We start from the raw sequence: 25,695 nt of genomic DNA on the forward strand, positions 1-25,695 counted from the left end.
TTAGTGGAGACGAATAATTGGCCATAAGTTTGGGTAAGTATAGATAAAATGTAGAAAAATTAACAAAGGAGATTTTATGTCACATGTAACTGCAAAAAAGTCTTATCAAGATCTTGTTGGTCGTTTGAACAAGTACCCTCAAGGTGCACCGCCATCTGAAAGTCTCTATCAGATTTTAGAACTTTTATTTTCTGAAAGAGAAGCCAAGCTAGTTGCACAACTGCCTATCAGACCTTTTGAAATAAAAAAGGCAGCCAAGATCTGGTCCATGCCATTTGGTCAAGCGGCTGACATTTTAGAGGAACTGGCAAGTCGAGCTGTTCTACTTGATATCTATAAAGAGGGTAAAGTCTTTTACGTTTTACCACCACCCATGGCAGGTTTCTTTGAGTTTTCAATGATGAGAACAGGAGGAAAACCTGACCGTCAAGCATTAGGGAAACTATATTACGAGTATTTAAACGTAGAAGAGGATTTTGTTAAAGAGCTTTTTACTGGTACAGATACCAACATGGTAAGGGCCTTTTGCAATGAAAGTGTGATAAAGACTGATGAGACAGTTTCCATACTTGATTTTGAAAAAGCTTCTCATTTTATTAAAACTTCCGAACATATGGGAATAAGTATGTGTTACTGTCGTCATAAGATGAGTCATATGGATAAGGCTTGTGACGCGCCTATGGATATATGTATGACATTTGGTGTTGTTGCAGATTCACTGATCAGACATGGTCATGCCAGACGTGTAGATTCAGTGGAAGGGATGGAGCTATTACACCAGGCCTATGAAAATGACCTGGTTCAGTGTGGAGAAAACTTTAAGAAGAATATTTCCTTTATTTGTAACTGCTGCGGTTGCTGTTGTGAAGCTTTACTGGCAGCAAAAAGATTTGGCAATTTACATCCTGTTGAGACATCTCGCTTTATCGCACATGTTGAAGATTCCTGTAAAAACTGCGGCAAATGTGAATCTATATGTCCTGTAGATGCTATAGAAGTTAAAGATGGAAGAACTCAAGTAATCGAAGAACTTTGCTTGGGATGTGGTGTTTGTGTTAAGCATTGTCATTTTGAAAGCCTTTCATTTAATGAAAGAGAAAAAAGAATCATCACACCTGAAAACTCAGTACATAGGGCTGTTTTGATGGCTATAGAAAAAGGTAAACTTCAAAATCTTATTTTTGAAAATCAGGCCATGTATTCTCATAGGGCTATGGCTGCTATTTTATCAGCTATTTTAAAACTTTCACCAGTTAAAAGAGCCATGGCATCTGAACAGATGAAATCTGTTTACTTGGTAAAAATACTTGAAAGGTTGGGTTATAACTAAGATGAAAAGGTTAATGATACTGGTTTTATGTATCATGCTGATAGCATGTCAACAAGAAGTAGTTGAGGTAAAAGATGTAGACTTTAATGGTCTCGATGACTTTATACAAGCACTTGACCAGGCTGAGATTGACTATGAATCTTCTGATGCCATTTCTGACTTGCTAAGAGGAGACAATGTTAACTACCAGATCTATCATGGACAGATCCTTCAGATTTATGTCTATGACGATATAGAGGTCTTAGAAGAAGATGCCAATTCTATCAGTCCAAATGGTTCTACCATAACGCTTGTAGATGATGATGCGACTCAGTCTACTTCAATTTCATGGGTAGAAAAACCTCACTTTTTCCTTTATAAAAACCTTATCATTTTGTATGCAGGAAGCCACCAGGAAACACTTTCTTTTCTGGATGACATTAAAGACGCAAAACTTAATAATTAATTAAGACATTCAAAACATCTTTATGCTAAAATATACCAGAAATGATGATTCTAAAGGGCATGGGGTGATAAAATGAAATTTATATTGATTGTGATTTTAGTTGTTATTAATTTTCCACTCTACAAAAGAGTATTTAATTTTATGTTTGAGTCAATGGAAGACTTTAACGAAAGCCTGAGATATGTCTTTACACCAGATATTTTTTCCTTATTTAAAGGGGAGTACATGAGAGACTATTTAGGCGAACTTAAAATAGGGATGTTTTTAATGATTTGTGGTGTCCTAGTATTTCTTGAGTACTATCTAATCTCATTATTATTTGGATTTTAGAACCTCTCTTACATAAGAATGAGAGGTTTTCTTATTTGCTTTGTAGTACGTCTATGAAGTTAATAGATTTCAAGATAAACTATATGTAGGATATTTGCTTATATATCAATGGGAGGGTTCATGAAGAAACTGGCTTTACTAATGTCTGTGATAATCTTAGTCCTTGGTGGCATAAACATTAAAATGAATATGGATAAGAACCACAGACAAGTGGAAAAGGAAAATACCCAAACCTTAAATCGGTTTGTTGCCAGCATGGACATGATTGAAAGTCGTGCAAAAGAGCTTGTTGACCTAGCATCAGAAGAAGAGGCAGTCAAATTATACTTAGATGGCAACTTTAGCAGAGAGGAAATTGTTGAGACGCTTAGTCTTTATGAAGAAGATGGGTCAGTTGATTTTATATATTATGCCAATATTCAAGATGAGATAATCTCTGTACCTCATTTTGATCCACCATCAGATTACAAGCCTACGACTAGAGGCTGGTATAAGATGGCCATGGCATCTTTAGATGTCATCATAACAGATATTTACATTGATGCTTTTACTGGTGATAAAATCATGACTCTTGCAAAAGCGCTTAATGATGAATCGGTCCTTGGTTTAGATTATAATTTAAAGGCCTTAGATGATACCATTTTAACACTGGAAAACGTTCAGATATTTAATAGTGACGGTTCTAGGGTGATTGAAGAGTTCACAAGTGTACCCATGGATGTGGAAGTAGATGATTTTGATCAAGGTATATTTGAGACAGAGCATTACAAGTATTACAAGGCTTCGGCAAAGATATCTGACAAAGTGTTAGTTTATGGCGTTGATAAGATAAGTCAAGAAAAGCTTTTGACATCGAGTACGGTTCAAAGGACAATTGTTTTTCTTCTACTGAGTAGTTTTGTTTATTTGGTTTTAAGTAAAATTGCAAAAACATAAAATATTATGTATCCTATTTCAGGATGCATTTTTTTGTAATCACGATTGATAGTTTTAAGATAAAAACACTTTGCCATGAATTTACTTTTGAATCGCTGGATGATAAAATAGATTATAGAGATTAAAGGGGGATACATGTTAAAAAAGAATCATAAGTCGTTTTACTTATTGGTTATTTTTATTTTGCTTTTAAGTAATGTTGTTTCCGTTATGCATATAAGGTTTGTAAAGAAACAGGAGTTCATTGAAACCAGTGAACAGTATGTTCAGCAAACAACATCCATGTTGGCTTTTTGGATAGAAGATCAAATAAGAATTGTAGAGCAAGTTGCTTCAGATGACAGGATTGTCTCATTATGCCTTGATCCTGAAGATGAAGTCAAGCAGGTACTTGCAGAGCGTTTCTTAAAAGATTTACACGGCAAGTATCCTTATTATGAAAATCTTCCAGTTAGCATTATGTTAGATGAAACCATCACTAGAGAAGTTGATGGTGAGCTAGTAGAAATTGCTAATGGGCATTTTCTAGTAGACACTGTAAATGGAGAAACCGTTGGTAAGGGGGGACCTGAATACTCTTATATTAGAGAGATTATGAAGGGGAAGCCTTATTATGTAAGTGAAATATATAGGTCCATATGGAGAGAAAATCCTATATTTGTTATCAGTGCACCTGTTCAAGTTGAAGATGAACTTAAGGGAATTGCCTTTGTTTCGCCGCAAATGGATTACTTTACTGAGATATTTGTAGATCCATTAACACTGGGAAAGACCGGCTATATGTTTTTAGTGGATTCTTCAGGAGCTACCATTGCTCATAATAATAGAGACCTGATTCTATCGGATGCTGGTGATAGCAAAGAGACTGTAGACAATATTGTTTCTAAAATAGAATCTGGTGAGAACTTCTTTGAAGCAAAGTATAATGATACTAAAAAATATTACTATGGTATGAAACTGAATATTAACTCTGATAACAGTGAAAATGATATGTATATTGTTTTTACTCAAGAAAAAGTGGAAATCTATAGGAGTGTTCATGGCTTTGCCTTGGCGTCTTTAATAGTCATCTTGATTGCATCTATGCTGATTTATCGTTTGTTTTCATTATGGAGTCAGTACCAATATCAAAAGTTACGTGAACAGCACTTAATTGATGCCAATAATAATCTTGAAATTGAAGTCAAAAAGAGAACACGAGAGCTTGAAGATATGACCAAACGTGATTCCATGACCAGACTTTATAATCATGCCTATATCTATGAATACTTGAATCAAAAGCTAGAAGGTGCGGTCCAGTCTAAGAATATAGTTGTTGCTATATTAGACATAGATGACTTTAAGGCCATCAATGACAGTCATGGTCATCAGATAGGAGATGAGGTCATCAAGTCGGTATCTGATGTCTTGATGTCGAGTTTAAGAGGTCATGATTTGATAGGCAGATACGGTGGAGAAGAGTTTCTTGTTGTCTTATGTGACTTAGACTTTAACCAGTGTTTAAATATCTTTGAACGCATCAGAAAAGACATTCATGCTAAGACCTTTGATGAAATAGACCATCATATCTCTGTTTCTATAGGTATGAGTAAGTGGCAGGGAGAAAGTGCGACAGATCTTATCAAACGTGCAGATAAGATGATGTATAAAGCCAAGTTCTTTGGTAAAAACCAGATTGTTCATGATAATATTTAATAATAGCCAGCTGTCAGATGACAGTTGGCTTTTTAAGATTTAATGTTAAGTTAATTGTGGTCAGATTTTATTAATGATACTATAAATATATAGATAATTTTATTTCAAAGGAAAGACTATGGATATTATAAATATAAAAGTAAAAGACGTAAAACAAGCACTAAAGGATGACATGTTTCGCTTGATGAGTACTTATTATGACAACCTATCTAAGATGCAGTTTGATAAAGATTTAAGTAACAAAGACCATGTAATCATCATGGTTGAAGGCGGTCTCGTTAGAGGATTTACGACCATAGAACATCTTCATCTAAAGATTGAAGACAAGGAGATTCTTGGAGTGTTTTCAGGCAATACCATTATGGACTTATCCATACCACCTAGCTTGCACTTGCAGCAAGCTTTCGTCAGGTATATAGAAGACCTAAAGAAGACATCTGACAAGGCCTTATACTGGTTTTTAATATGTAAGGGCTATAAAACCTACAGGTACTTAAATGTTTACTGTAAAAAGTACTACCCTAGTTATATGGCAAAAACGCCTGAAATGGAACAAAAGATAATGGATGCTTATGCAAAGTTTAAGTATCCTGACAACTACGATCTTCATACTGGTATCATCAAACACGATGACAGTATGGACTATCTGAAAGATGATGTTGCGCCTATTACAGAGAGACTGTTAAGAAAGCCTGAAGTTGCCTATTTTGCAAAGAAAAATCCGGGACATATACATGGAGATGAGCTGGTCTGTTTGGCAAGCTTTTCTGACGATAATTTAAAGCCAGGTTACTACAGGGCCTTGAGGTAATTATGATTGCTAACAGATTGATAAAGTTATCCAACTTAAAAGCTTTTAAAAGTTTTGTAAAGGACAGTCATAATCCAATGTTTCATCAAGAAAAATACTTGATGGCTCTTATTAGGTCAAACGAATCAACTGACTTTGGAAAATTACATGATTTTTCTTCTCTTAAGGGAATAAAGGACTTTCAAAAGCATGTCCCTATTTTAGATTACGAGGATCACCAACCCTACATTCAAAAGCATATGGATGACAGGTGTCAGGCCTTGGTTAATGAGACCATAGACTTGTTTGAGTTGTCGTCAGGTTCAACGTCTGCTTCTAAGTATATTCCTTATACAAGTGGTCTTCAGTCTGATTTTATGGCAGGCATAAAACCTTGGTTGTATGATTTATACCACCACTATCCAAAACTGATGAAGGGTAAGGCCTACTGGTCTGTTTCACCTATTGCAAGTGAAAGAACATTTACAAAATCAGGTATTCCTGTTGGTTTTCAAGATGATACAGGTTACTTTGACTGGGTACAAAAACATCTTTTTAATAGACTCTTTATCGTACCAAGTGATATTAAGTTTATATCTGATATTGGGGATTTTAGATATATAACCATGTTCTATTTGATAAGAGAAGAAAAACTGTCTTTGATTTCTGTCTGGAATCCTACATTTTTAGAGAACTTACTAAAGACTTTTTTAACTTATAAGAATCAAATCATTGAAGATATAAATCAGGGCTCTATCAGGCCACCTAATGGATCTAAACTTCCAAAATCTATGCTAAAGATAAAGGCAAAAGAGAAGAGAGCTAAGACAATAGAAAGTCTTTTAAACGATTCTGAGACTTGTGTTTTTCATAAGATTTGGCCTGGTCTTGAAATCATTTCTTGTTGGGACCAGGGGAACTCAAAAGGTGCTTGTGATAGACTTAATCAATATTTTTTGGATGTGACCATACAAGGTAAGGGACTACTGGCAACAGAAGGCATAGCCTCTTTTCCCCTACATAAGATTGGTTGCGTAGTCAGTTATAAATCGCACTTCTTTGAGTTTATGGACTTAGAAAGTGATGACATAAAGCTTTTAGATGAATTAGAAGATGGTAAGTCATATAAGCTTATCATGACAACAAGAGGGGGGCTTTATAGGTATCAACTCCATGATATCGTTAAAGTAGATGGTTTTTACAATCAAGTCCCTTGTATTGTCTTTATGGGGAAGTCTTCTAATGTTTCGGACTTTTTTGGAGAAAAAATCAATGAAATGCATGTAAAAAGCATTTTAGAGGAAATGAAGCTTGATGATTCTTTCTCATTCTTAGCGCCAATCGAGGATGAGACTTTCTACTATACCTTGTTTACAAATAAAAGTGTATCACCTCAAATCTTTGAGGCTCAACTTAGAAAGAACTTTCACTATGACTATGCCAGAAATCTAGGTCAACTAGATAGGCTCAGAGTTTTTAAGCTTTCTGGTGATTATGAGAAAGCTTACTACGATTTTTTAGTGAAGAAAAAGCAGATGAAACTAGGAGATATTAAGTTTCAAACCCTTATTAATATCACAGGCATTGAACAAGCCTTTCAAGGCGATTATATGAAGGATGATTTATGAAGATAGCAATCATTTCACCAGCAGGTGCCATGCACCGTTATACGGGGTCATTTAAAAAGCCCATACATTACGCACCTTTAACCTTGACGACCATAGCAGGTATTTTGTCAAAATATGATATTGAAACTCAGATATACGATGAGACCATTGAAGCTATACCTAAGGATATTGAAGCAGATATGATCATCATTACTGTTATAACAGGTACGGCGCCAAGATCCTATGCCTACGGTGACTATTACAGGTCAAGGGGCATCAAGGTGGTTATGGGTGGGGTTCATCCATCTATTTTACCTCAAGAGGCAAAAGCCCATTGCGACAGTGTTTTAATCGGTTTAGGTGAAGTCGTGATCCCTAAGATGTTGATTGATTTTAAAAACAAGGATCTAAAGGCCTTTTATAAAGATGATAGAAGTCAGCCTTGGTCATTTTCTTTACCGGATAGGACTTTACTTCCCAAAAAGAAGTACATCACTAATTCTTCATTAGAAGCCAGTCGAGGCTGTACAAATGATTGTTCCTTTTGTGCTGTTAACGCCATGCATGACAAACACTATTATACAAAAGACTTAAAAGTATTGGTTGAGGAAATAGAAGCTTTAGACACCAAAGGCATCCTCTTTGTTGATGTTAATTTAGTAGCAGATAGAGACTTTGCAATCAGGCTTTTTAAGGCCTTGATTCCGCTTAAAAAGTGGTGGTTTGGTTTGGTGACAGCTGATGTCTGCAATGATGATGAGCTTTTTAACCTCATGGTGAAAAGCGGTTGTAAAGGTCTATTGATAGGCTTTGAATCGATTTCCGAAAAAGGCCTTCAAACCATCAACAAGTATAAGAATCATGTGACCGATTATTCTGAGTTGATGAAAAAGATGCACAGTCATGGCATCTCCATCAATGGCACTTTTGTTTTTGGTACGGACGAGGACAAGTTAGATGTCTTTGATAGGACTGTTGAGATGGTTCAAAAGCTTAAGATTGATTTGCCTAGGTACTCAATTTTAACGCCTTTTCCAGGAACAAAACTTTATGACCAATTATTAAGTGAAAATAGAATTACAGATGACAACTGGGCCATGTTCGATGTTCAGCATGTGGTACATCAACCTAAACATATGACTAGAGATCAGTTGACCGAAGGTTTTATTAAAGCCTGGCGAGATACTTATTCGAACTCAGGCATCATTAAGAGGATTTTTAGACCAAGCATCTTGTTTCCCCTAGCTGTGATGACCAATCAAGCCTACAGGCATTACGCTGATAGACTTGAGACCTTTGACAGGAATCGAATGATTGATAACTCAGATATATTGAGGTGGTCAGAGTGAAAATAACATTTGTAGAAGTAGCTATGGGTGGAAAAAAGTCATCTGATGCTATGGAACCTTTGGCTTTTGCTGTACTAAAAGGTCTTACTCCAAATGATATTTCTTTAGACTTTATAGATGAACGATTAGAATCATTACCTGAAAGTATAGATAGTGATTGGCTGATTTTTTCAGCCAACTCCTTTACCATAAAAAGAGCCTATTCACTTATTAGAAAGTTTAGGTCTAAAGGGATAAAGACGGGTATCGGTGGTGTCCATGTGACCTTGATACCTGAAGAGGCTGGCATATATGCTGATACTGTGTTTATAGGTGATGCCGAAGAAGTTTACAAGTCTTTTATACATGATCTTAAGAATGATTGTGTGAAAGCATATTATAAAAGTGATACTTATCCAGACATATCAAGAACCTACTTTGATGAGACCATATTTGATGGTAAAAAATACGCATCCATTACGCCTGTTCAGTACTCTAGAGGGTGTAAGTTTTCATGTGATTTTTGCTCTATTCACGCCTTGTATAAAGATTCACGACGCTATAGAGATCTGAATCTATTGGTAGAGGAAATCAAAAGAAGGAAGTTAAAGATAATCTTCTTTGTTGATGACAATCTCTTTATGGAAAAGTCCAAAACTCTAGAGCTTCTAAAGGCTATAAAACCTTTAAAGGTCAAGTGGGTCTGTCAAATTTCTATAGATGTTGGCATGGACATGGAACTTTTAAAGAGGATGTCTGAAGCTGGTTGTATGGCTGTTTTAATAGGCTTTGAAACCACCAATATCCTAAGCCTTAAGCAGATGAATAAAGGCATTAACATCAAACATGACAACTATGAGAAAATTATTAAGAACATAAAATCACATGGACTAATGGTTTATGGCACCTTTGTTATTGGCTATGATGGGGATACAAAAGAAACCTTTGACCAGCTCTTAAAGTTTGCAATTGATAATAAGCTTATGCTCGCCAACTTTAATCCTTTGATACCAACTGTGGCTACACCACTTTATAAACGATTAGAAGATGAAGGCAGACTTCTTTATGACAAGTGGTGGTTAGAAAAAGACTATAAGTATGGTGACACTGTATTTATTCCTAAGAACATGACACCAGATGAACTAAGAGATGGTTGTTTCAAAATTAGAGAAGCATTTAATACTTATAAAAGCATCAATGAACGGTTGATAAAAGAGCCTGTGAATTTAAGAAACATGGGTATATATCTTGCAGCCAATCTGATATCAAGGCGTGAGATAAAGAAAAAGCAAGGAAGAATTTTATGAAGTTAACCCTAATAAAACCCAATATGGGCAGGATGATGACTGGTTCTTATGTGGATGAAGGCCGGATGGAACCATTACAAATTGGTATACTGGCTGCACTTACACCTTCAGATGTGGAAGTGGTCTTTTATGATGACAGGATGGAAGACATTCCTTTTGAGGACCAGACAGATTTAGTGGCTATTACGGTAGAGACCTTTACTGCTAAAAGAGCTTATGAAATTGCTGCAATTTACAGAGAAAAGAAGGTACCTGTTGTCATTGGCGGTATGCATCCAACACTTTTGCCTGAAGAAGCAATGAGGTATGCAGATGCCATTATGACAGGTGATGCAGAAAATGTTTGGACGCTTATGATTGAAGATGCAAAGTCAGGCCTTTTAAAGAAACACTATAAAGGTGACTTTTCTTGTAAACCTCAAAAGAATGTTTTTCCAAGAAGGGACTTGTTTGAAAACAAGGGCTATCTACCCATTTCCTTGATGCAGTTTTCAAGAGGGTGTACAAATGGTTGTCATTTCTGTGCAACCAGCGTTTATTTCAACAAGACCCACCATTGTAGGGATATTCAAGCAGTTGTAGATGAGATTAAAAGTCAGAAGTTAAAGCTTGTCTTTTTTGTAGATGACAACATTGTTTCAGATCATGAAAGAGCCAAAGACTTGTTTAGGGCCTTGATACCACTAAAAATAAAATGGGTCAGCCAGGCGAGTATCGATATGACGGAAGATGAAGAGCTTATGAGACTTATGATGAAATCAGGCTGCCTTGGTAATGTCATTGGCTTTGAATCTATCAAGGCAGAAACCTTGTCTGGTATGAACAAGGGCCATAACATTGGTGAGAACTTTGATGCTTATAAAGGCCAACTACAAATCCTGAGAAAGTACGGTCATCAAACATGGGCAGCCTTTACAATTGGACACGATGAGGATACCTTAGATAGCATTTATGAAACACTAAAGTTTGCTAAGAAAAATAAGTTTGCCTTTGCTGCTTTTAATGTTTTGATGCCCTATCCATCTACTAAACTCTATGAGGATTTAAAGAGTCAAAACAGACTGCTTTATGATGGTAACTGGTGGCTACATGATGACTTTAGATTTAATCATGCACCTTATATGCCACAAAACATGACAAGTGACGACTTAACTCAGATTGGTTTTGAATGCCGAAAATCATTTAATTCAATTACTTCTATCATCTATAGGGCAACAGATTTAAAGACAAATATGAGAACACCTTATAAGTTCATCACTTATCTGATATACAATCCTTTGTTTAGAAAAGAAGTTTATAAAAAGCAGTCCATGATACTTGGAAATGGAGAGAAATCGTGAAAATAACATATATACTGCCGGCCATTGGTAAGAAAAAAGGCCAGAAGTACATCAAGACATGGCGTCTAATGGAACCTTTAGTTATCTCAACCTTAAAAGCAATGACGCCTGACGATATAGAAACTGAGTTTTTTGATGACCGTATGGAGTTAATTGATTATGACACAAAGACCGATTTGGTTATCATCAGTGTGGAAATGTATACATCTAATAGGGCTTATAAGATTGCCCATGAGTTTAGAAAAAGAGGGATAAGAGTAGTTGGTGGCGGCTATCATCCTACTTTAATGCCTGAAGAATCCTTAAAGCACTTTGACTGTGTTGTACAGGGTAATGCTGAAGGATTTTGGCATGAACTCTTAGAAGATGCAAAAAACAATCAATTGAAGAAAACCTATCAAGGATCCAATGGTTTTAAAAAAGGTTTATACCCGGACCGGTCTATTTATGGTGATAAAAAGTATTCTATACTCGGTCTTGTAGAAACAGGCAGAGGGTGTGTTTTTAATTGTGAATTTTGTACCATCACATCAGCTTATGAAAAAAAATACTACAGACGGTCAGTTGAAGATGTTGTAGAAGACATCAAGCAGTCTGGTAAGAAGTATTTCTTCTTTGTAGATGATAATATTGTTGCTGATGAAGACTATGCCATTGAGCTTTTTAAAGCCTTGATACCTCTAAAGATTAAATGGTCGGGACAAGGTTCTCTTACCATGGCTAGAAATGACCGTCTCCTTGAAGTCATGAAAGCATCTGGCTGTATGGTTATCCTTATAGGTTATGAATCTATGAACGTAGACAACCTGATTCAGATGGGTAAACAATGGACTGTCAGCATGGGAGAAAGAGACCTACTGACAGAAAAAATACATTCATATGGTATAGGCATTTATGCGACCTTTGTTTTTGGTAATGAAGGGGACTCCCATGAGGTCTTTGAGGAGAGCTTGGCCTTTTCCATGAAACACAAGTTTTTCTTTGTTGCATTTAACCACCTGCTACCTTTTCCAGGTACTAGGTTACATGACAGACTTATCAGAGAAAATAAGCTGCACGACAATGAATGGTGGCTAAAGGATGGTTATAAATATGGTGATATTCCTTATGAGCCGGTAGGTTATACACCCGAGGAATTATCCGATAAGTGTGCAGACTTAAGAAGACGATTCTTTCATATAGGCTCTATCTTAAAAAGAAGCATAGAAGCTTTTAAAAGACAGCCATCACTTTTTATTCTTTTTGTTTTTTTATCTCAGAACTTAAACTTAAGAAGAGAAGTGGATGAAAAACTGAGATTACCGGTAGGATGTGGTTTAGATGAAATCCCGAAATAAATTATATTACTTTGTAGATGCTGAAAAAAGTGACGATAAAGACATACTGGAAATACTTGAAGAAGCAGATTTTTCAGGAGACATTAGCATCATCTATACAAGAAGACCATCTGCAATTTCATCTTTTGAAAGAGAAGGCAATGCTGTTAAAGTCCTTCTTTGTAAAAGGTCGGATACACATGAGTTGGTTGGATTTGGTGTATGTGCAATAAGAGATTTTTATATGTCAAAAAAAGTTCAGCCTGTTGCCTATTTATCAGGCCTAAGGATTAAGAAATCATACAGAAAGAAGTTTATACCAATTACTAAAGCCTATGAATTTATGGGAGACTATATAAAAGATCAAGGTGTTAAATGGGTCTATACCACTGTCTTAGAAGAAAACACTCAAGTCATTAAAATGTTTTCAAAAAGACGTAAGTCCATGCCCTATTATAAGCCGATTGGTAACTATACCGTTTACAGTCCCACGACGCGGCTAAAGAGAATCAAGAGTCCTTATCAAATGAGGCCTGTAAAAGAAAGTGAGCTTGATAAACTTGTAGACTTCTTAAAGGCTCAAGGCAAAGAGAGTGATTTTTACCCTCGTATAGGACTAGAGGACTTAAGAGGTGAGACTTATTTAAATATTGATTATAAGAAATTTTACATTGTACTTGATTCGGACCAGATTATTGCATGCGGCTACCTTGGTGACAGACATGAAGACAAGCAGCACATCCTTCATGAGTACTCAAGTAGATACAAACTTCTTAAAGTTCTATCTCCTTTACTCGTTTATTTAGGCTATCCAAAGCTGCCTAAGGAAGGTTCTGTTTTAAAGTATTATAATTTAGCCTTTTTAAGGGTAAAAAACAATGATGAACATGTGATGGATTATTTTATCAGAGAACTTGCCCATCATAATAAGGCTTATGATTATTTCCTTCTTGGCATGATGGCTGATGCACCACTTAGTCATATTATGAAGAAGGTCTCAAAAGTGACCTATAAGTCTAGAGTTTATTCTGTTGACTATGAAAAATCTGAAGAAAGTGAAGATAAAGAGAAAACACTAAAAGATATGCATATAGAATGTGGTTTGCTGTAGATGGCATAATAAGTAATTATTATATATTTTTTTTAGTAAAGAAGATAGAACGATAAAATTTATGAAAGGGGCTAAATTCTAACTTATATGTATTTAAAAATCGATAGAGACAGTAAAGTCTCGTTAAAAAAGCAAATATACTCACAGATTAAGACAATGATTTTAAATGGTATTTTAAAACCTGATACAAAATTAATTGCTTCAAGAAAATTAGCTGAGGATTTAAAAGTGTCTAGGAATAGTGTCATAGAAGCTTACGATATGTTATGTTCTGAAGGGTATGCGAGAAGTGTTGTAGGCTCTGGCGTTTATGTAAATGTGTGGGTTAAGTTTGACAGACAGCAGATGAAAGAATCTGATATTAATCTTGAAGATGCTGAAGATTTTGGATATGATATTAGCTTTCGTCCAGGCTTGCCTTCATTAGAGCATTTTCCGGAACATAAATGGTTATAGTGTTATAAGGATGCAATTTTAAATCGAGAGCCTTCCGATCTTGCTTATGGTAATCATTCTGGACATGTTAAGTTAAGAAAAACACTTTCTGAATATTTGTATAGGACCAGAGGGATTGTCTGTCATGAGGACCAAATAATTATAACATCTGGTGTTGTACCAGGTCTGTTCCTATTGATACAATATTTCAGTAGATTATCAGGAAGTATTATTGTGGAGGATCCGGTCAACAATGTTGTTCGAGATATGTTAAGAATCAATGGGGTAAAAACAATACATCATCCTGTAGATAATCAAGGTATTGATCCTACAACATTACCTATGGATTCTGAGATTTCTAGTATTTTATTAACTCCTTCACATCAGTATCCAATGGGAGGCTCGCTATCTATTTCTAGACGTATACAATTAGTGAATTATGCAAGGGAAAGAAATTGCTATATTATAGAAGACGATTATGACAGTGATTTTAGATATACTAACTCTCCAGTTGAATCGATTCATGAACTTGATCCAGAAAGAGTTATATATATAAGCTCTTTCAGTAAGAATTTTATACCGAGTTTAAGGCTGGGGTATATGGTTCTTCCGACAAGTTTGGTTTCCAATATACATTATAGTAAAAGATTTGTTAATATTCACAGCCCAACTTTTGAACAGCTCGCTATGGAAAAGTTTATATCAAACGGTTATTTAGAACAATATTTAAATAAGATGAAAAAGAAGTACATTAAGAGACAGCATGTGTTGATTAAATGCTTAAAGAAAAGCTTTGGTAAACAAGTAGAAATTATTGGAGGTGAAACAGGTTTACATCTTGTAGTTTGTTTTAAGGGAGTAAGATTCACATCTAAATTGATTGAGAAGATTAAAGGCAGAGGTGTTTATATTGTGCCTGTAAGTCAGTATTCAGTCTTTCCTGAAAATCATAAATCTCAATTGATACTTGGATATGGTAATTTGGATGAGAATCAGATAAGTGAAGGTATTTCAATCATAAAATCTGTATTAAAATCTTCATAATTCTTATGTTTTAACTAATGTCTGGGGATTACAATCTACTTAACAGCAGTTGATAAAAAAACATACTGGTTAATAAAGCAACCAGTATGTGCAAATTTTTGCTTAATTGAAAAAGAATTATGTGATTATGCATTCTTTATTTTTTATATTTAGCATGTTTGTTTCGCTAATGCCTCCAAGTTCATTACAAATTAGATTTTCGAGTTCATCTAACGCAAGGAGAAAATCTTCTTTTCGATTTATATCTAATAATTCGAGGTATAATAGAACATTTGTTGTCTTATTTGTTATTTTTGTCCTATCAGACTCGCGCCATAACCAGCTTCTAACTACAGCACCATGGTTGTCCTTGTATATGAGTTCATCTGGTCTTGGTGGTTTGTTATTGGTATCACCTAAGGCGATAAATTCTTCTATCCCTGATGCAAACATTAAAGAGTAATCTCCTTCAATTTTATCTTTGTCTGCTCCACCACATGGAAAAATGTAGTTTAGAGATATCGAGTTGTAGATATCAACAGCAGGATTGATGCTTTTTATTTCCTGCCCCTTAGAGACTCTGTTAACAAGTGAGTAGATGGAAGATTTTACACCTTTTTTTCGTTTAAACTTTTTCATAGCATCTTGATATATTTCAATATTTTGATTGATTTGACTGTTTTCAGCCAAATTGTTCCTTAGACGACAACACGCCTTTTCTAGTAGGTCTTCTCTTCCTTTGTCCATATTGGTGATGTTACGAACAGATAGAATGCCAATATGTAGATTTGGAAACAAATCGAATACCCTATCTTCTATCATAAATTTCATTTTTACCTCCTTTTGTCAACTGTATTTAGATGTATTGTTGTTATGTTACCTTTAAATTTCCTCAAAAGAAAGGACCAATAAACGTAAACATATATGGAACCAAAGTAAGAATTGGTACAGAGAATATACTAAATAATTGGACCTTGAGTAATCCAATCGTTGTTATTAAAATTATAGTAAGTAAATTGTTAAATACCTAGGAGGCAAAATGAAAAAATATGATTATAATCAACAAATGAATATCAAATATGATTATCTGGAAAAAATTACTATAAAGAATATAGTAGAAGAAAATACAGATAAATGGTTTAATCAATCCTTATGTGAAGTAAATTCTTCTGTTTTGCGTTTGGGCATATTTGAAGGTGAATATCATATGCACAAGCATGAAGATGATGATGAAGTTTTTTTTGTGTTAGAAGGCACTATGATCTTAGAAACAGAAAAGAAGATTTTCACCTTAAATCAGTACGAAGGCTGTTGTGTACCAAAGGGAACGATGCACCGCCCAATTGTAGCTGAGGGGAAGGCTGTTGTGCTAATGATTGAAAACAAAGGTATTGATCCAATAGGAACAGAGTAAGAATCTTTGCTTATGCCGAAAATCAATAATTAAATGACTAAAAGGAAACCCATGAGGTTTCCTTTTAACGTGTAATAAATGACAGGAAGCATTATTAATATAATCTCGATAGATTGACAGTTATAGATAAATAGAAAGTAAGGTATGTATAAATAACTGCCTAATGCTCCTTGATCGACACTATTATTATAGATTTTTATAGTTATAGGTTACATAACATTTTGTATCTTCTTAGTTTTATATAGTCAGACATAATACTTACTCACTTTCTTAAAACTGAGTAATTTCAATGCCTTTCGTTGACAGACTTTGGCCTGCTATCTATACTGAGTTTAGAAGTTACTCATGTGTATAGTTATAATTTGGAGGATCAAATGGCAGAGAAATGGACTGTAGAAAATATACCTGATCTTAGAGGAAAAGTTGCTATAGTGACAGGTGGCAATAAGGGACTTGGCTTTTTATGTGTTAAGGAACTGAGTAAAAAGGGAGCTAGTGTTGTTATAGCATGTAGAAGTAAAAAGCTAGGTTTAGATGCAAAAAAGAAAATTCAGAGTGAAGTCAATCATGCAAAGATTCAAGTGATGGAATTAGATCTATTAAATGACCAAATCATAGAGACCTTTGCAAAATCTTTTATAGATAAGTATGACCGACTAGATATACTCCTAAACAATGCAGGTGTTGTTAACCTAAACCAGCTTAGGAGAACAAAAGATGGACAAGAAATGCATATGGCAACCAATCATTTGGGACATTTTAAACTGACTGGCCTATTGATACCTGTCATTGAAAAAACTGAGGATGCTAGAGTTGTGACGGTTTCTAGCGGTGCTTACAGAAGTGGTGTTATTGATTTTAATGATTTTGAGTGGAGAAAGAGATCTTATAACCGTGGTAAGGCTTATGGTGATTCTAAGTTAGCCAATATCTTGTTTATGAGAGAACTTCAGTACCGATTTAATAGAGCTGGTATCAATGCTGTATCGGTATCAGCACATCCGGGATTAACTGGTACAGACAGACAACAAACCATTGGTATAGGTGGTGGTTTTAGTAAGATGATTGCTTCACCAGTCGAAGTAGGAGTTGCACCACTTTTAAGAGCAGCTACTGAAAAAAACATTGAAGGTGGCAAGTTATTCGGCCCTAAGAGATTTATATGGGGGCCTCCAGTAGCTCAGCAGATTAAGGGACTAGGAATGGACGATGGCTTAAGCAAGGAATTGTGGAAGTATACAGAAAATCTCTTAGCATTTAAATACAGCATATAAAAAATACCTAACTCTTATGAGTTAGGTATATCTTTTAGGAATTTTATGATTTCTGTAAATGTATCATCAGCAGTTTGTAGTCCCATGTTTGTAAACAAGATATAGTCATGGAACATGTTTTTACCTTCTATGTATAGGCAGTTTTCTTTGTTTAAGCGTTTCGAAAGTTTTCTTAGATCAGGTGTAAAAAGTTCTTCATCTCCAGATATCAACATGATGTTTTCGAGTGCTTCACAATCACCATAAGTTGGGCTGACCATATAATGAGTGGTCTCTTTGTCATTTGCCCATCTCTGGCCGATTTCGATTAGGGTTTCTCTATTTAATACAAAGTCCAGTGATTCCAAATGTGAAATCTCAGGTGTAGACATGGTTACATCGACCCAAGGTGACATAAGAATTGTCTTCTTTGGAAGAGGCTTATTGTTTAACTTTTGATGTAAGTGACAGCCTAGAGCTAAACCTCCACCTGCTGAATCACCGATTAGAATGTAGTTTTCAAACTGATCTAAGTATTTAAGTACTTTTTCATAAGCGACTTCATGATTCTCATCTGGTAGGAGTGGGTAGTCTAGTAAGACAACAGGAGACTTTATTATATTGGATAATGAATGACAGAATTTAAAGTGTAGTGGGTTTAGTCCGTGTAAGTATGCACCACCATGTAAATAGATGACAGGCGTAGAGTTGTATTTATTTCTATTGATGTAATACACAATCATATCACCGAAATTACTTTTATCTGCGCCGGTTATGATATGTCTTCCATGTACTGAATGACCGTTAAGTTCTCTATGGATCCTTTTAGACGAAAGTGGACCACTTTCCTTGAACCATCTTTTTATGAATTCCATTAAAATGCCTCCGTTCGCTATATACTAGCATAATGTATGCTGATACTCAAGTTTAAAGTAGCTACAAAGATTTTTTTAATAAGTTTCATTTGCTTAAAACATTTAAATCTTGTACAATGGTTGTGTTTTGAGAGGAGTTAGGTTTGAAGAAAATTGTAATTGTCACAGATTTTTTAGGACAGATGTATTATGAACTTTTAAGTAATATTAGAGACGTCTTAGGAGATAGGGTACTTATTGAGAACTGTACCATAGAATCTATGAAAGAAAATGAGAAAATCTCTGGTGATCTAATTTTAGTTATGCTTGAAAAGAGACTATCTAAACTTGCTGGTCGTATTGAAAATCCAGACAATGTTATTGTGGTATCTAGAACCATCAAGAAAGAAAATGCTGTTGGCATATTTGACATACCGGAAAATGAACCTGTTCTTGTTGTAAATGACTACTATGAAACAGCCCTTCAGATGACAACTTTATTTTATAAGTGGAAACTGAGAAACTTAAAACTCATTACTTATAAGGAAAGTGAAAGTTATAAAGACGTTAAGTATGCCATTGTATCTTGTCTTACAGAACTGGTGCCGAGCCATATAAAAAACATAGTAGATGTTGGTGTCAGATGTTTAGATACTGCTACTTTAATTACAATTATCAACAAACTTGGCTTTCATGATAGCCAGGTTCACCAAAATCTCCTCAAATATATCAACAAGATTGTGACCATAGAAGAAGGTATTTCTAAGCAATATAAGGACCTTTACTTTGAATCAGAAAGACTTAACTCTGTACTTGAAAAATCAAGTGACGGTATTTTAGTTATCAATAATAAATGGGACGTTTTATTATCAAATGATAAGGCAAAAGATGTATTTTCATGTCATATCCATGATGGTCATGTGAATGATACCTTTAAAGATGCCTTTGAACATATGTTATCAAATGGAGATCTTGATCATGAAGTCATATCTTTTGATCAGTCCTACCTTATGGTATCTGTCAAAACCTTGATGACAGATGAAAAGACTTGGGAAAAACTTTTGATTTTTAATGACATCACTTATCTCAGGAAGTTAGAGCAAACGGTTAGTAAAAAGTTGATGTCTACAGGACTTAAGGCCAAGTATCATTTTTCAGATATTATTCATAAGTCTTCTGTAATGGTCTCTTGTCTTGAAACTGCAAGGCTTTTTGCGGCGTCGGATAAGACAATTCTTATACATGGAGAATCTGGGACTGGTAAGGAGCTTCTTGCCCAGTCCATTCACAATGCTTCAAATAGAAAGAGTCAGCCTTTTGTTGCTATTAACTGTGCAGCATTACCAGAGACACTTCTTGAAAGTGAGCTCTTCGGCTATGATCCAGGTGCTTTTACAGGTGCCAACAAACAAGGGAAGTCCGGTTTATTTGAACAAGCTCATAATGGCACCATCTTACTCGACGAAATTGGTGATATGCCATATGCTTTACAAGCAAGGCTTTTGCGTGTCATTCAAGAAAGACAGGTCATGCGTATTGGAAGTGACCGGGTGATAGATATAGATGTTAGAATCATTGCATCAACAAATAAGAACTTGATGGATGAGGTGAACAAACATAATTTTAGAGAAGACCTTTATTATCGATTGGATGTTCTGCCTCTGATAGTACCACCCCTTAGAGATAGAAAAGAAGATATTATCCCAATTTTTATGAGTTTGATATCTGAGTCTTTTATCCATGATTCTGTAAAAGAAGCACTAGTTGATTATGATTGGCGAGGTAATATTCGTGAGCTGAGAAATGTTTCAGAATACTACTCTATCATGAAAAATACCAAGAGACCACTTCCGGCTCATTTTTATCTTAAAGTGAGTGAAAAGAGTCTAGAAGAAAGTCTTCTGTCTTTGATTATTGAACAGACAAGAACCTCTGGTGGTGTAGGAAGAAGCAAACTCACTAAGCTTTTGAATGAGTCTGGTGTGGAGATTTCTGAATACAAGTTAAGAAAAACACTTGAGTCACTGAGTCATAGAGGTCTTATAGAAAAGGGCCTAGGTAGAGCTGGTTGTAAAGCCAGTCAAGAGGCGATGAAAAAACTGGATGAATAATTGGATGTTTATTTTATAGGGTCATCCAATTGAATATGATAAAAGATTAGAATGGCTATTTTTAGCCATTTTTTATTTTGGCACGGCTTTTGCTCTATAGACAGACGTAAAATTCTCGAGAAAACAAAATGAATTAGGAAAAGGGGTAAAACGTGAAAAAATTTAACAAGAATTGGGTAACTTTATTGATACTTGCCTTAGCAGGTGGTTTGGTATATAAAATACCGTATTTAAAGTATTCATACTATGATGCATTAGTAGAGGCATTGAATGTAGACAACACACAACTGGGTGTACTGGTAAGTGCATTTGGTATTTCATCAATGATCTGCTACTTCCCAGGTGGATGGATTGCCGATAGATTTAGTCCAAAATCGCTATTATCATTTAACTTTATTGCACTGGGTGTATTAGGACTTCTATATTCAAGATTCCCATCATATAATGTCGTTTTAGGTATCCATATTCTTTATGGTGCAATCATCTGTTTAACTTACTGGTCAGTAGCTATCAAGGCAGTGAGAATGTTATCAACTGGTGGCGATATTGGTAAGATGTTTGGTTTCTGGGAAGGCGGCAAGCAAATCTCTGGCTTGATCATCTCATATTCTGCTTTAGCTATATTTGCCAAGTTCAATGAGGCAAAACTTGGTATTTCTATGATTATTGTTATCTATTCTGTGGTATTAATATCTGTAGGTGTTGCTTTAATGTTTATGCTAAAAGATGTTGGTAAAGGTGAGAAAACAGCAGTTAAAATCAAAGATTTATTTACAATCATTGCTGATCCTAGAGCTTGGTTATTTGGTTTATTAATCTTTACAGCTTATCACTTCCACATCGGTTTAAACATGATCACACCATACTTAACAAAGCAGTTCGGATTATCGACAACAATGGCATCAGGTATTTCTATGTTTGTGCTTTATGTTGTTGGTTTTATGGGTGCAGCGACTGCTGGTATCTTAGTTGATAAGTTTGCATCGACTTTAAAGGTTTTAAGAACATTGATGATCTTTGCAATTTTATCATTAGTTATTTATATTTTAGTACCTGCAAAACCACAATTCTTATTTATCGTTATCGGTATGTGGGCTGTTGCACAATTCATCAACTTCTCTATTAGAGGGGTATACTTCTCATCACTTAAGGACATGGGTGTTGGTGTAGAAAAAACTGGTTTATTTATCGGTTTTGCATCATTCGTTGGATTTATTCCAGATACCTATTTCCACATTGTAACTGGTGGTTTACTGGATAAATTCCCAGGAGATTTAGGATTCAAATATATCTTTATCTACATGTTGGTGATGACAATCATTTGTTTCGCAGCTATAACAAGATTACTTAAGAAGTATGGTTCAAACAAGGAAGAGACAGTAGAGAAACTGTCAGCATAAATATCAGGCATCTGTCTTTGGACGGATGCCTATTAAAGGATTAGATATGAGTTTAGATAAAAAAATGATGGCTTATATAGAGTCATCTAAAAAAGAGATTGAGGCAATTGCAAATGACTTGTACAATAGGCCTGAAGCAGGATTTAAGGAGTTTGAAACGCAGGCATACTTAGAGAACTATCTTGATAAGATGCAGATTCCTTATGAAACCTTTGAAGGTATGACAGGGGTTAAAGTGACTTTGAGTTCTGGAAAAGATGGCCCTTCAGTTGCCTTGATTGCAGAACTAGACGCTGTAATATGTCCTCAACATAAAGACAGTGCAGAGACTGGCGCTGTGCATGCATGTGGGCATAACATCATGATGTCAGATGTATTGTTTGTCATTGATTTGTTTATCAGACTTGATGTAATGAAAGAACTGACTGGAAATGTACACTTCTTATTTGTACCGGCTGAAGAGTACTTGGAAATGGATTATAGACAGTCTTTAATAAAAGATGGCATCATTAAGTATCCTACGGGAAAAGCGGAATGCATAAGTAGAGGTATTTTTGATGATGTTGATATTTCTGTTATGATTCATGCCATATCTCACGACAAGAAAATTTGTCTAGAGGGCGGATCTAATGGTTTTGTAGCTAAGAAGGCAATTTTTACTGGCAAGGCATCTCATGCAGCGTCAGCACCTGAAAAAGGTAAGAATGCCTTGTATGCAGCTAATTTAGGTTTGACTGCCATTAACGCTATTAGAGAGACTTTTGTTAATTCCGGCAATATAAGGGTACATCCTGTTATCCATACCAACCAACAGGCGGTTAATGTGATTCCTTCAGAAGTGGTTGTAGAAACTTTTGTCAGAGCCAACTCTGTGGAGACAGTACTTGATACCAACTTAAAAGTTGATCGTGCCTTAATAGGCTCTGCCTATGCAATCGATTGTGATATTAGGATAGAGAACACACCTGGTATGTTGCCACTTACTATGAACAAGGGACTGACAGATTTAGGGGAATCTGTAGGACATTTGATTGTAGGAAATGATGTTACTCATCTAGTGCCAAGTTCGGGTTCAACGGACCTTGGTGATGTATCATCCTTGATGCCAGCTATTGAGACATGTATCGGTTGTATAAAAGGTGGCTTACACAGTCCAGACTATGAAGTTATAGACAAGGAGACAGCTTACGTTTTTGCAACTCAATATCTTGCCTTAATGGCATATGAGTTATTAAAGGACCAGGCAAGTCTTGCTAAGCAGATCATAGAAGAATACGAACCTGTTTTTAAGACAAAAAAAGACTATTTTGATTTCTTAGATTCCATGTTTTCAAATAAAACTTATAAAGCTGATATTTTAGGGGGAACATGTGGTTAAAATAGATGATTTTATAAAGTATAAGTCTTTTTCAAGTCTTAAATACCATCCGACTGGTACATATGCGGTGGCAAGAGTCCATCAAGCTCAATTAGAAAGCAACAATTACTTTCATGATTTGATTAAGGTTTATCCAAACGGGGACTATGAACTTTTAACGGATAGACATGATATAGTAGACTTCTTATTTTATGAAGATGATCTGGTATACGCTATAAGAGAAGGTGAAGTGACCAAGTTCTTTAATTTAGATGGTAATCTAGTCTTCTCATTCGATGAATCTGTGAGTAACTTGTGTGTGATAGACAAATCGCATCTTCTTTATATGACTGAGGCCAAACATAAAGAAGAAAAATTAGATGGTGATTATGAGATATTCGAAGAAATTCCATTTTGGGCAAATGGCGGCTCTTTTGGTTATGGCATGAAAATCTTAAAGTTATATGACCTTAAAACACATGAAAGTAGAGTTATTTCTAGACAAGGTGAATATGTAGAGTCATTTAAGTACGACCAGGCCAGCAGGTCTGTTGTCATAAGATTCATGCCTTTTAAAGGCGTACTTGAAACTAGAAATGATCTACTTATATATGATTTGGTAAAAAAGACTTATACAGAAATCTTAAAGCCAAATAATTTTATATTCTCTTTTGCAGAAATTATAGAAGGTAAGCTTATTGTTGCAGGTAGTGATTGTAAGCTATATGGAGAAAATGAAAACCATAAGATATACAGTATCAATCTGTCTAATGCCACTTGGACACTTTTAACACCAGATCTTAAGTTCAGTCTTTGGAATTCGGTGATTTCTGATTGTAGACATGGTGGTGTTGATACATTTAAATCCCATAAGGATGCCTTATATTTCATAACGACTCAAGGTGGTTCTTCTTACTTGAATAGGGTGGATTTAAAAGGCAATCATACATGCTTTGAGACACCTAAGGGATCCATTGATGCCTATGCTATATCTGAAAACATTATGACAATTGGCATGCATGATTATGATTTACAGGACTTTTATTTATTGACTGAAGACTCTTATAAGAAGCTGACTTCAATTAATGATAAAGCAAGAAGAGCTCAAACTGAGAAAGTGTCCTTTGTATATGATGAGGACTTATCTATTGATGGTTATTTGGTAAAACCAAAAGATTATGATCCATCTAAGACTTACCCAGGCATTTTGAGTATTCATGGGGGACCAAAGAGCGCTTTTGGTGATGTATATAATCATGAAATTCAGTATTTGGCCAGTCAAGGTTATATTGTTTTTTATTGTAATCCAAGAGGATCTAATGGAAAAGACGATGCTTTTTCTGATATCAGAGGTAAGTTTGGTACCATCGATTATCAAGATATTTTAAAGTTCACGGATACTGTTTTAAAGGTTTGTCCAGCCATTGATGAAAATAGATTAGGGGTCATGGGAGGCTCTTATGGTGGTTTTATGACCAATTGGATAGTTGGTAAAACTGATAAGTTTAAAACAGCTATATCTCAAAGATGTATTTCAAACTGGATCACCATGTATGGTGTATCGGATATAGGCTACCATTGGACGGAGTATCAAAATGGTGCAACGCCATTTAATGATTACGAGAAGCTTTGGCATCATTCGCCTATGAAATATGCTGATAAAATCAAGACGCCGATTCTTTTTATTCATTCTGAAAAAGACTACAGATGTCATTATGTAGAGTCCATGCAGATGTTTACTGCTGTTAAAAAAAATGGTGTAGACACAAGATTTTGTTTGATCAAAGATGAAAATCATGAACTGTCTAGATCGGGTAAACCAAAAGAGAGACTTGTAAGATTAAGTGAAATTTCAAATTGGTTAGATAAATACTTAAAATAGACTAACATGTGGATGAGATAGTGTTATAATAGACATGAACAAATCAATGTTAGGAGAAAATATGAGTAAAGATTATGAAGAAGAATATGATGTTGTGTCATTAAACTTACAGGATGGTTCAGTATTAGAATGTCCGGTATTAGATGTATTTGAAGTGGATGGTAAAGAGTATATTGCACTGCTTCATCCAAAGGATGATGTGGCTATGTTGTATGGCTATCTCGACAATGAAGATGGCACAATTGAAGTAACTGATATTATCAGTGATGAAGAATTTGATAAAGTAAGTAAGTTGTTTGATAAGAGAATGGCAGAACTTAACGGCTAGAACGTAGATTATTCTACGTTCTTTTTAAATGTGAATCTAAAATAATATTGGTTTGAGAATCATTTTACTTATAAGTAAATAAAGATGTGTTATAATTACGATT

The 25,695-nt window shown here is 35.2% G+C and carries 23 protein-coding genes; 21 read left to right on the top strand and 2 right to left on the bottom strand.

Annotated elements, in window-relative coordinates; genetic code table 11:
• Window positions 1–76 precede the first annotated feature (76 nt).
• From EZV73_RS09545 to EZV73_RS09610, 14 genes are all read left to right on the top strand, one after another.
• On the top strand, window positions 77–1,330 hold the full coding sequence (locus EZV73_RS09545; protein WP_240840070.1) for a 4Fe-4S dicluster domain-containing protein: 1,254 nt from the start codon (window positions 77–79) through the stop codon (window positions 1,328–1,330).
• 1 nt (window position 1,331) lies between these two features.
• Entirely contained in the window at window positions 1,332–1,775 is a 444-nt protein-coding gene (locus tag EZV73_RS09550) for a hypothetical protein (RefSeq protein ID WP_240840071.1), read from the top strand.
• 72 nt (window positions 1,776–1,847) lie between these two features.
• Complete coding sequence (locus EZV73_RS09555; protein WP_240840072.1) at window positions 1,848–2,105, top strand: hypothetical protein; 258 nt, start codon at window positions 1,848–1,850, stop codon at window positions 2,103–2,105.
• Window positions 2,106–2,225: 120 nt separating this feature from the next.
• Window positions 2,226–3,041 (top strand): PDC sensor domain-containing protein, encoded by an 816-nt coding sequence (locus EZV73_RS09560; protein ID WP_240840073.1) that lies wholly within the window; start codon window positions 2,226–2,228, stop codon window positions 3,039–3,041.
• 135 nt (window positions 3,042–3,176) lie between these two features.
• Window positions 3,177–4,736, top strand: coding sequence for a diguanylate cyclase (locus tag EZV73_RS09565; protein WP_240840074.1), 1,560 nt, complete (start codon window positions 3,177–3,179; stop codon window positions 4,734–4,736).
• Window positions 4,737–4,854: 118 nt separating this feature from the next.
• Window positions 4,855–5,547: a hypothetical protein gene (locus tag EZV73_RS09570; protein WP_240840075.1), complete on the top strand. Its 693-nt coding sequence runs from the start codon at window positions 4,855–4,857 to the stop codon at window positions 5,545–5,547.
• A 2-nt stretch (window positions 5,548–5,549) separates the two neighbouring features.
• Window positions 5,550–7,154, top strand: a complete 1,605-nt coding sequence (locus EZV73_RS09575; RefSeq protein WP_240840076.1) for a GH3 auxin-responsive promoter family protein — start codon at window positions 5,550–5,552, stop codon at window positions 7,152–7,154.
• Window positions 7,151–8,482: a radical SAM protein gene (locus tag EZV73_RS09580; RefSeq protein WP_240840077.1), complete on the top strand. Its 1,332-nt coding sequence runs from the start codon at window positions 7,151–7,153 to the stop codon at window positions 8,480–8,482. The genes EZV73_RS09575 and EZV73_RS09580 overlap by 4 nt, the downstream gene beginning before the upstream one ends.
• Complete coding sequence (locus tag EZV73_RS09585) at window positions 8,479–9,768, top strand: radical SAM protein (RefSeq protein WP_240840078.1); 1,290 nt, start codon at window positions 8,479–8,481, stop codon at window positions 9,766–9,768. Before EZV73_RS09580 ends, EZV73_RS09585 begins: the two co-directional genes overlap by 4 nt.
• Complete coding sequence (locus EZV73_RS09590; protein ID WP_240840079.1) at window positions 9,765–11,108, top strand: radical SAM protein; 1,344 nt, start codon at window positions 9,765–9,767, stop codon at window positions 11,106–11,108. The genes EZV73_RS09585 and EZV73_RS09590 overlap by 4 nt, the downstream gene beginning before the upstream one ends.
• Window positions 11,105–12,445 (top strand): radical SAM protein, encoded by a 1,341-nt coding sequence (locus tag EZV73_RS09595; RefSeq protein WP_240840080.1) that lies wholly within the window; start codon window positions 11,105–11,107, stop codon window positions 12,443–12,445. Before EZV73_RS09590 ends, EZV73_RS09595 begins: the two co-directional genes overlap by 4 nt.
• On the top strand, window positions 12,429–13,535 hold the full coding sequence (locus EZV73_RS09600; RefSeq protein ID WP_240840081.1) for a hypothetical protein: 1,107 nt from the start codon (window positions 12,429–12,431) through the stop codon (window positions 13,533–13,535). Before EZV73_RS09595 ends, EZV73_RS09600 begins: the two co-directional genes overlap by 17 nt.
• An 87-nt stretch (window positions 13,536–13,622) precedes the next feature.
• On the top strand, window positions 13,623–13,991 hold the full coding sequence (locus tag EZV73_RS09605; protein WP_240840082.1) for a GntR family transcriptional regulator: 369 nt from the start codon (window positions 13,623–13,625) through the stop codon (window positions 13,989–13,991).
• 15 nt (window positions 13,992–14,006) lie between these two features.
• On the top strand, window positions 14,007–15,014 hold the full coding sequence (locus EZV73_RS09610; RefSeq protein WP_240840235.1) for an aminotransferase class I/II-fold pyridoxal phosphate-dependent enzyme: 1,008 nt from the start codon (window positions 14,007–14,009) through the stop codon (window positions 15,012–15,014).
• 117 nt (window positions 15,015–15,131) lie between these two features.
• Here EZV73_RS09610 and EZV73_RS09615 read toward each other — a convergent pair whose 3' ends face one another.
• Window positions 15,132–15,824: a B3/4 domain-containing protein gene (locus EZV73_RS09615; RefSeq protein WP_240840083.1), complete on the bottom strand. Its 693-nt coding sequence runs from the start codon at window positions 15,822–15,824 to the stop codon at window positions 15,132–15,134.
• Between the two features lie 208 nt (window positions 15,825–16,032).
• On the opposite strand from EZV73_RS09615, the gene EZV73_RS09620 reads away from it, so the two are divergent.
• The gene (locus EZV73_RS09620; RefSeq protein WP_240840084.1) at window positions 16,033–16,407 is read left to right on the top strand and encodes a cupin domain-containing protein; all 375 of its coding nucleotides are present in this window, start codon (window positions 16,033–16,035) and stop codon (window positions 16,405–16,407) included.
• 374 nt (window positions 16,408–16,781) lie between these two features.
• Complete coding sequence (locus EZV73_RS09625; protein ID WP_240840085.1) at window positions 16,782–17,681, top strand: oxidoreductase; 900 nt, start codon at window positions 16,782–16,784, stop codon at window positions 17,679–17,681.
• A 14-nt stretch (window positions 17,682–17,695) separates the two neighbouring features.
• On the opposite strand, the gene EZV73_RS09630 is transcribed toward EZV73_RS09625, so the two are convergent.
• Window positions 17,696–18,535: an alpha/beta hydrolase fold domain-containing protein gene (locus EZV73_RS09630; protein ID WP_240840086.1), complete on the bottom strand. Its 840-nt coding sequence runs from the start codon at window positions 18,533–18,535 to the stop codon at window positions 17,696–17,698.
• 143 nt (window positions 18,536–18,678) lie between these two features.
• Between EZV73_RS09630 and EZV73_RS28780 the strand changes: the two genes are divergently transcribed.
• The 5 genes from EZV73_RS28780 to EZV73_RS09655 all read left to right on the top strand — a co-directional run bounded on the left by EZV73_RS28780 (window position 18,679) and on the right by EZV73_RS09655 (window position 25,592).
• Window positions 18,679–20,625 (top strand): sigma-54-dependent Fis family transcriptional regulator, encoded by a 1,947-nt coding sequence (locus EZV73_RS28780; RefSeq protein ID WP_305037112.1) that lies wholly within the window; start codon window positions 18,679–18,681, stop codon window positions 20,623–20,625.
• Window positions 20,626–20,777: 152 nt separating this feature from the next.
• Complete coding sequence (locus tag EZV73_RS09640) at window positions 20,778–22,025, top strand: MFS transporter (RefSeq protein ID WP_240840087.1); 1,248 nt, start codon at window positions 20,778–20,780, stop codon at window positions 22,023–22,025.
• 46 nt (window positions 22,026–22,071) lie between these two features.
• A complete protein-coding gene (locus EZV73_RS09645; RefSeq protein ID WP_240840088.1) occupies window positions 22,072–23,403 on the top strand; it encodes an amidohydrolase in 1,332 nt (443 codons plus the stop codon).
• Complete coding sequence (locus tag EZV73_RS28875; protein WP_240840089.1) at window positions 23,396–25,264, top strand: S9 family peptidase; 1,869 nt, start codon at window positions 23,396–23,398, stop codon at window positions 25,262–25,264. The genes EZV73_RS09645 and EZV73_RS28875 overlap by 8 nt, the downstream gene beginning before the upstream one ends.
• A 61-nt stretch (window positions 25,265–25,325) precedes the next feature.
• Complete coding sequence (locus tag EZV73_RS09655) at window positions 25,326–25,592, top strand: DUF1292 domain-containing protein (protein WP_240840090.1); 267 nt, start codon at window positions 25,326–25,328, stop codon at window positions 25,590–25,592.
• Window positions 25,593–25,695 lie beyond the last annotated feature (103 nt).

Source organism: Acidaminobacter sp. JC074, assembly GCF_022496765.1.
Classification (GTDB): Bacteria; Bacillota; Clostridia; order Peptostreptococcales; family Acidaminobacteraceae; genus JABXKX01.

Bases quoted from the DNA above. Each gene is read 5' to 3' on its own strand.
- EZV73_RS09545 (WP_240840070.1), top strand. From the start codon at position 77: ATGTCACATGTAACTGCAAAAAAGTCTTATCAAGATCTTGTTGGTCGT.
- EZV73_RS09550 (WP_240840071.1), top strand. From the start codon at position 1,332: ATGAAAAGGTTAATGATACTGGTTTTATGTATCATGCTGATAGCATGT.
- EZV73_RS09555 (WP_240840072.1), top strand. From the start codon at position 1,848: ATGAAATTTATATTGATTGTGATTTTAGTTGTTATTAATTTTCCACTC.
- EZV73_RS09560 (WP_240840073.1), top strand. From the start codon at position 2,226: ATGAAGAAACTGGCTTTACTAATGTCTGTGATAATCTTAGTCCTTGGT.
- EZV73_RS09565 (WP_240840074.1), top strand. From the start codon at position 3,177: ATGTTAAAAAAGAATCATAAGTCGTTTTACTTATTGGTTATTTTTATT.
- EZV73_RS09570 (WP_240840075.1), top strand. From the start codon at position 4,855: ATGGATATTATAAATATAAAAGTAAAAGACGTAAAACAAGCACTAAAG.
- EZV73_RS09575 (WP_240840076.1), top strand. From the start codon at position 5,550: ATGATTGCTAACAGATTGATAAAGTTATCCAACTTAAAAGCTTTTAAA.
- EZV73_RS09580 (WP_240840077.1), top strand. From the start codon at position 7,151: ATGAAGATAGCAATCATTTCACCAGCAGGTGCCATGCACCGTTATACG.
- EZV73_RS09590 (WP_240840079.1), top strand. From the start codon at position 9,765: ATGAAGTTAACCCTAATAAAACCCAATATGGGCAGGATGATGACTGGT.
- EZV73_RS09600 (WP_240840081.1), top strand. From the start codon at position 12,429: ATGAAATCCCGAAATAAATTATATTACTTTGTAGATGCTGAAAAAAGT.
- EZV73_RS09605 (WP_240840082.1), top strand. From the start codon at position 13,623: ATGTATTTAAAAATCGATAGAGACAGTAAAGTCTCGTTAAAAAAGCAA.
- EZV73_RS09615 (WP_240840083.1), bottom strand. From the start codon at position 15,824: ATGAAATTTATGATAGAAGATAGGGTATTCGATTTGTTTCCAAATCTA.
- EZV73_RS09620 (WP_240840084.1), top strand. From the start codon at position 16,033: ATGAAAAAATATGATTATAATCAACAAATGAATATCAAATATGATTAT.
- EZV73_RS09625 (WP_240840085.1), top strand. From the start codon at position 16,782: ATGGCAGAGAAATGGACTGTAGAAAATATACCTGATCTTAGAGGAAAA.
- EZV73_RS09630 (WP_240840086.1), bottom strand. From the start codon at position 18,535: ATGGAATTCATAAAAAGATGGTTCAAGGAAAGTGGTCCACTTTCGTCT.
- EZV73_RS09645 (WP_240840088.1), top strand. From the start codon at position 22,072: ATGAGTTTAGATAAAAAAATGATGGCTTATATAGAGTCATCTAAAAAA.
- EZV73_RS09655 (WP_240840090.1), top strand. From the start codon at position 25,326: ATGAGTAAAGATTATGAAGAAGAATATGATGTTGTGTCATTAAACTTA.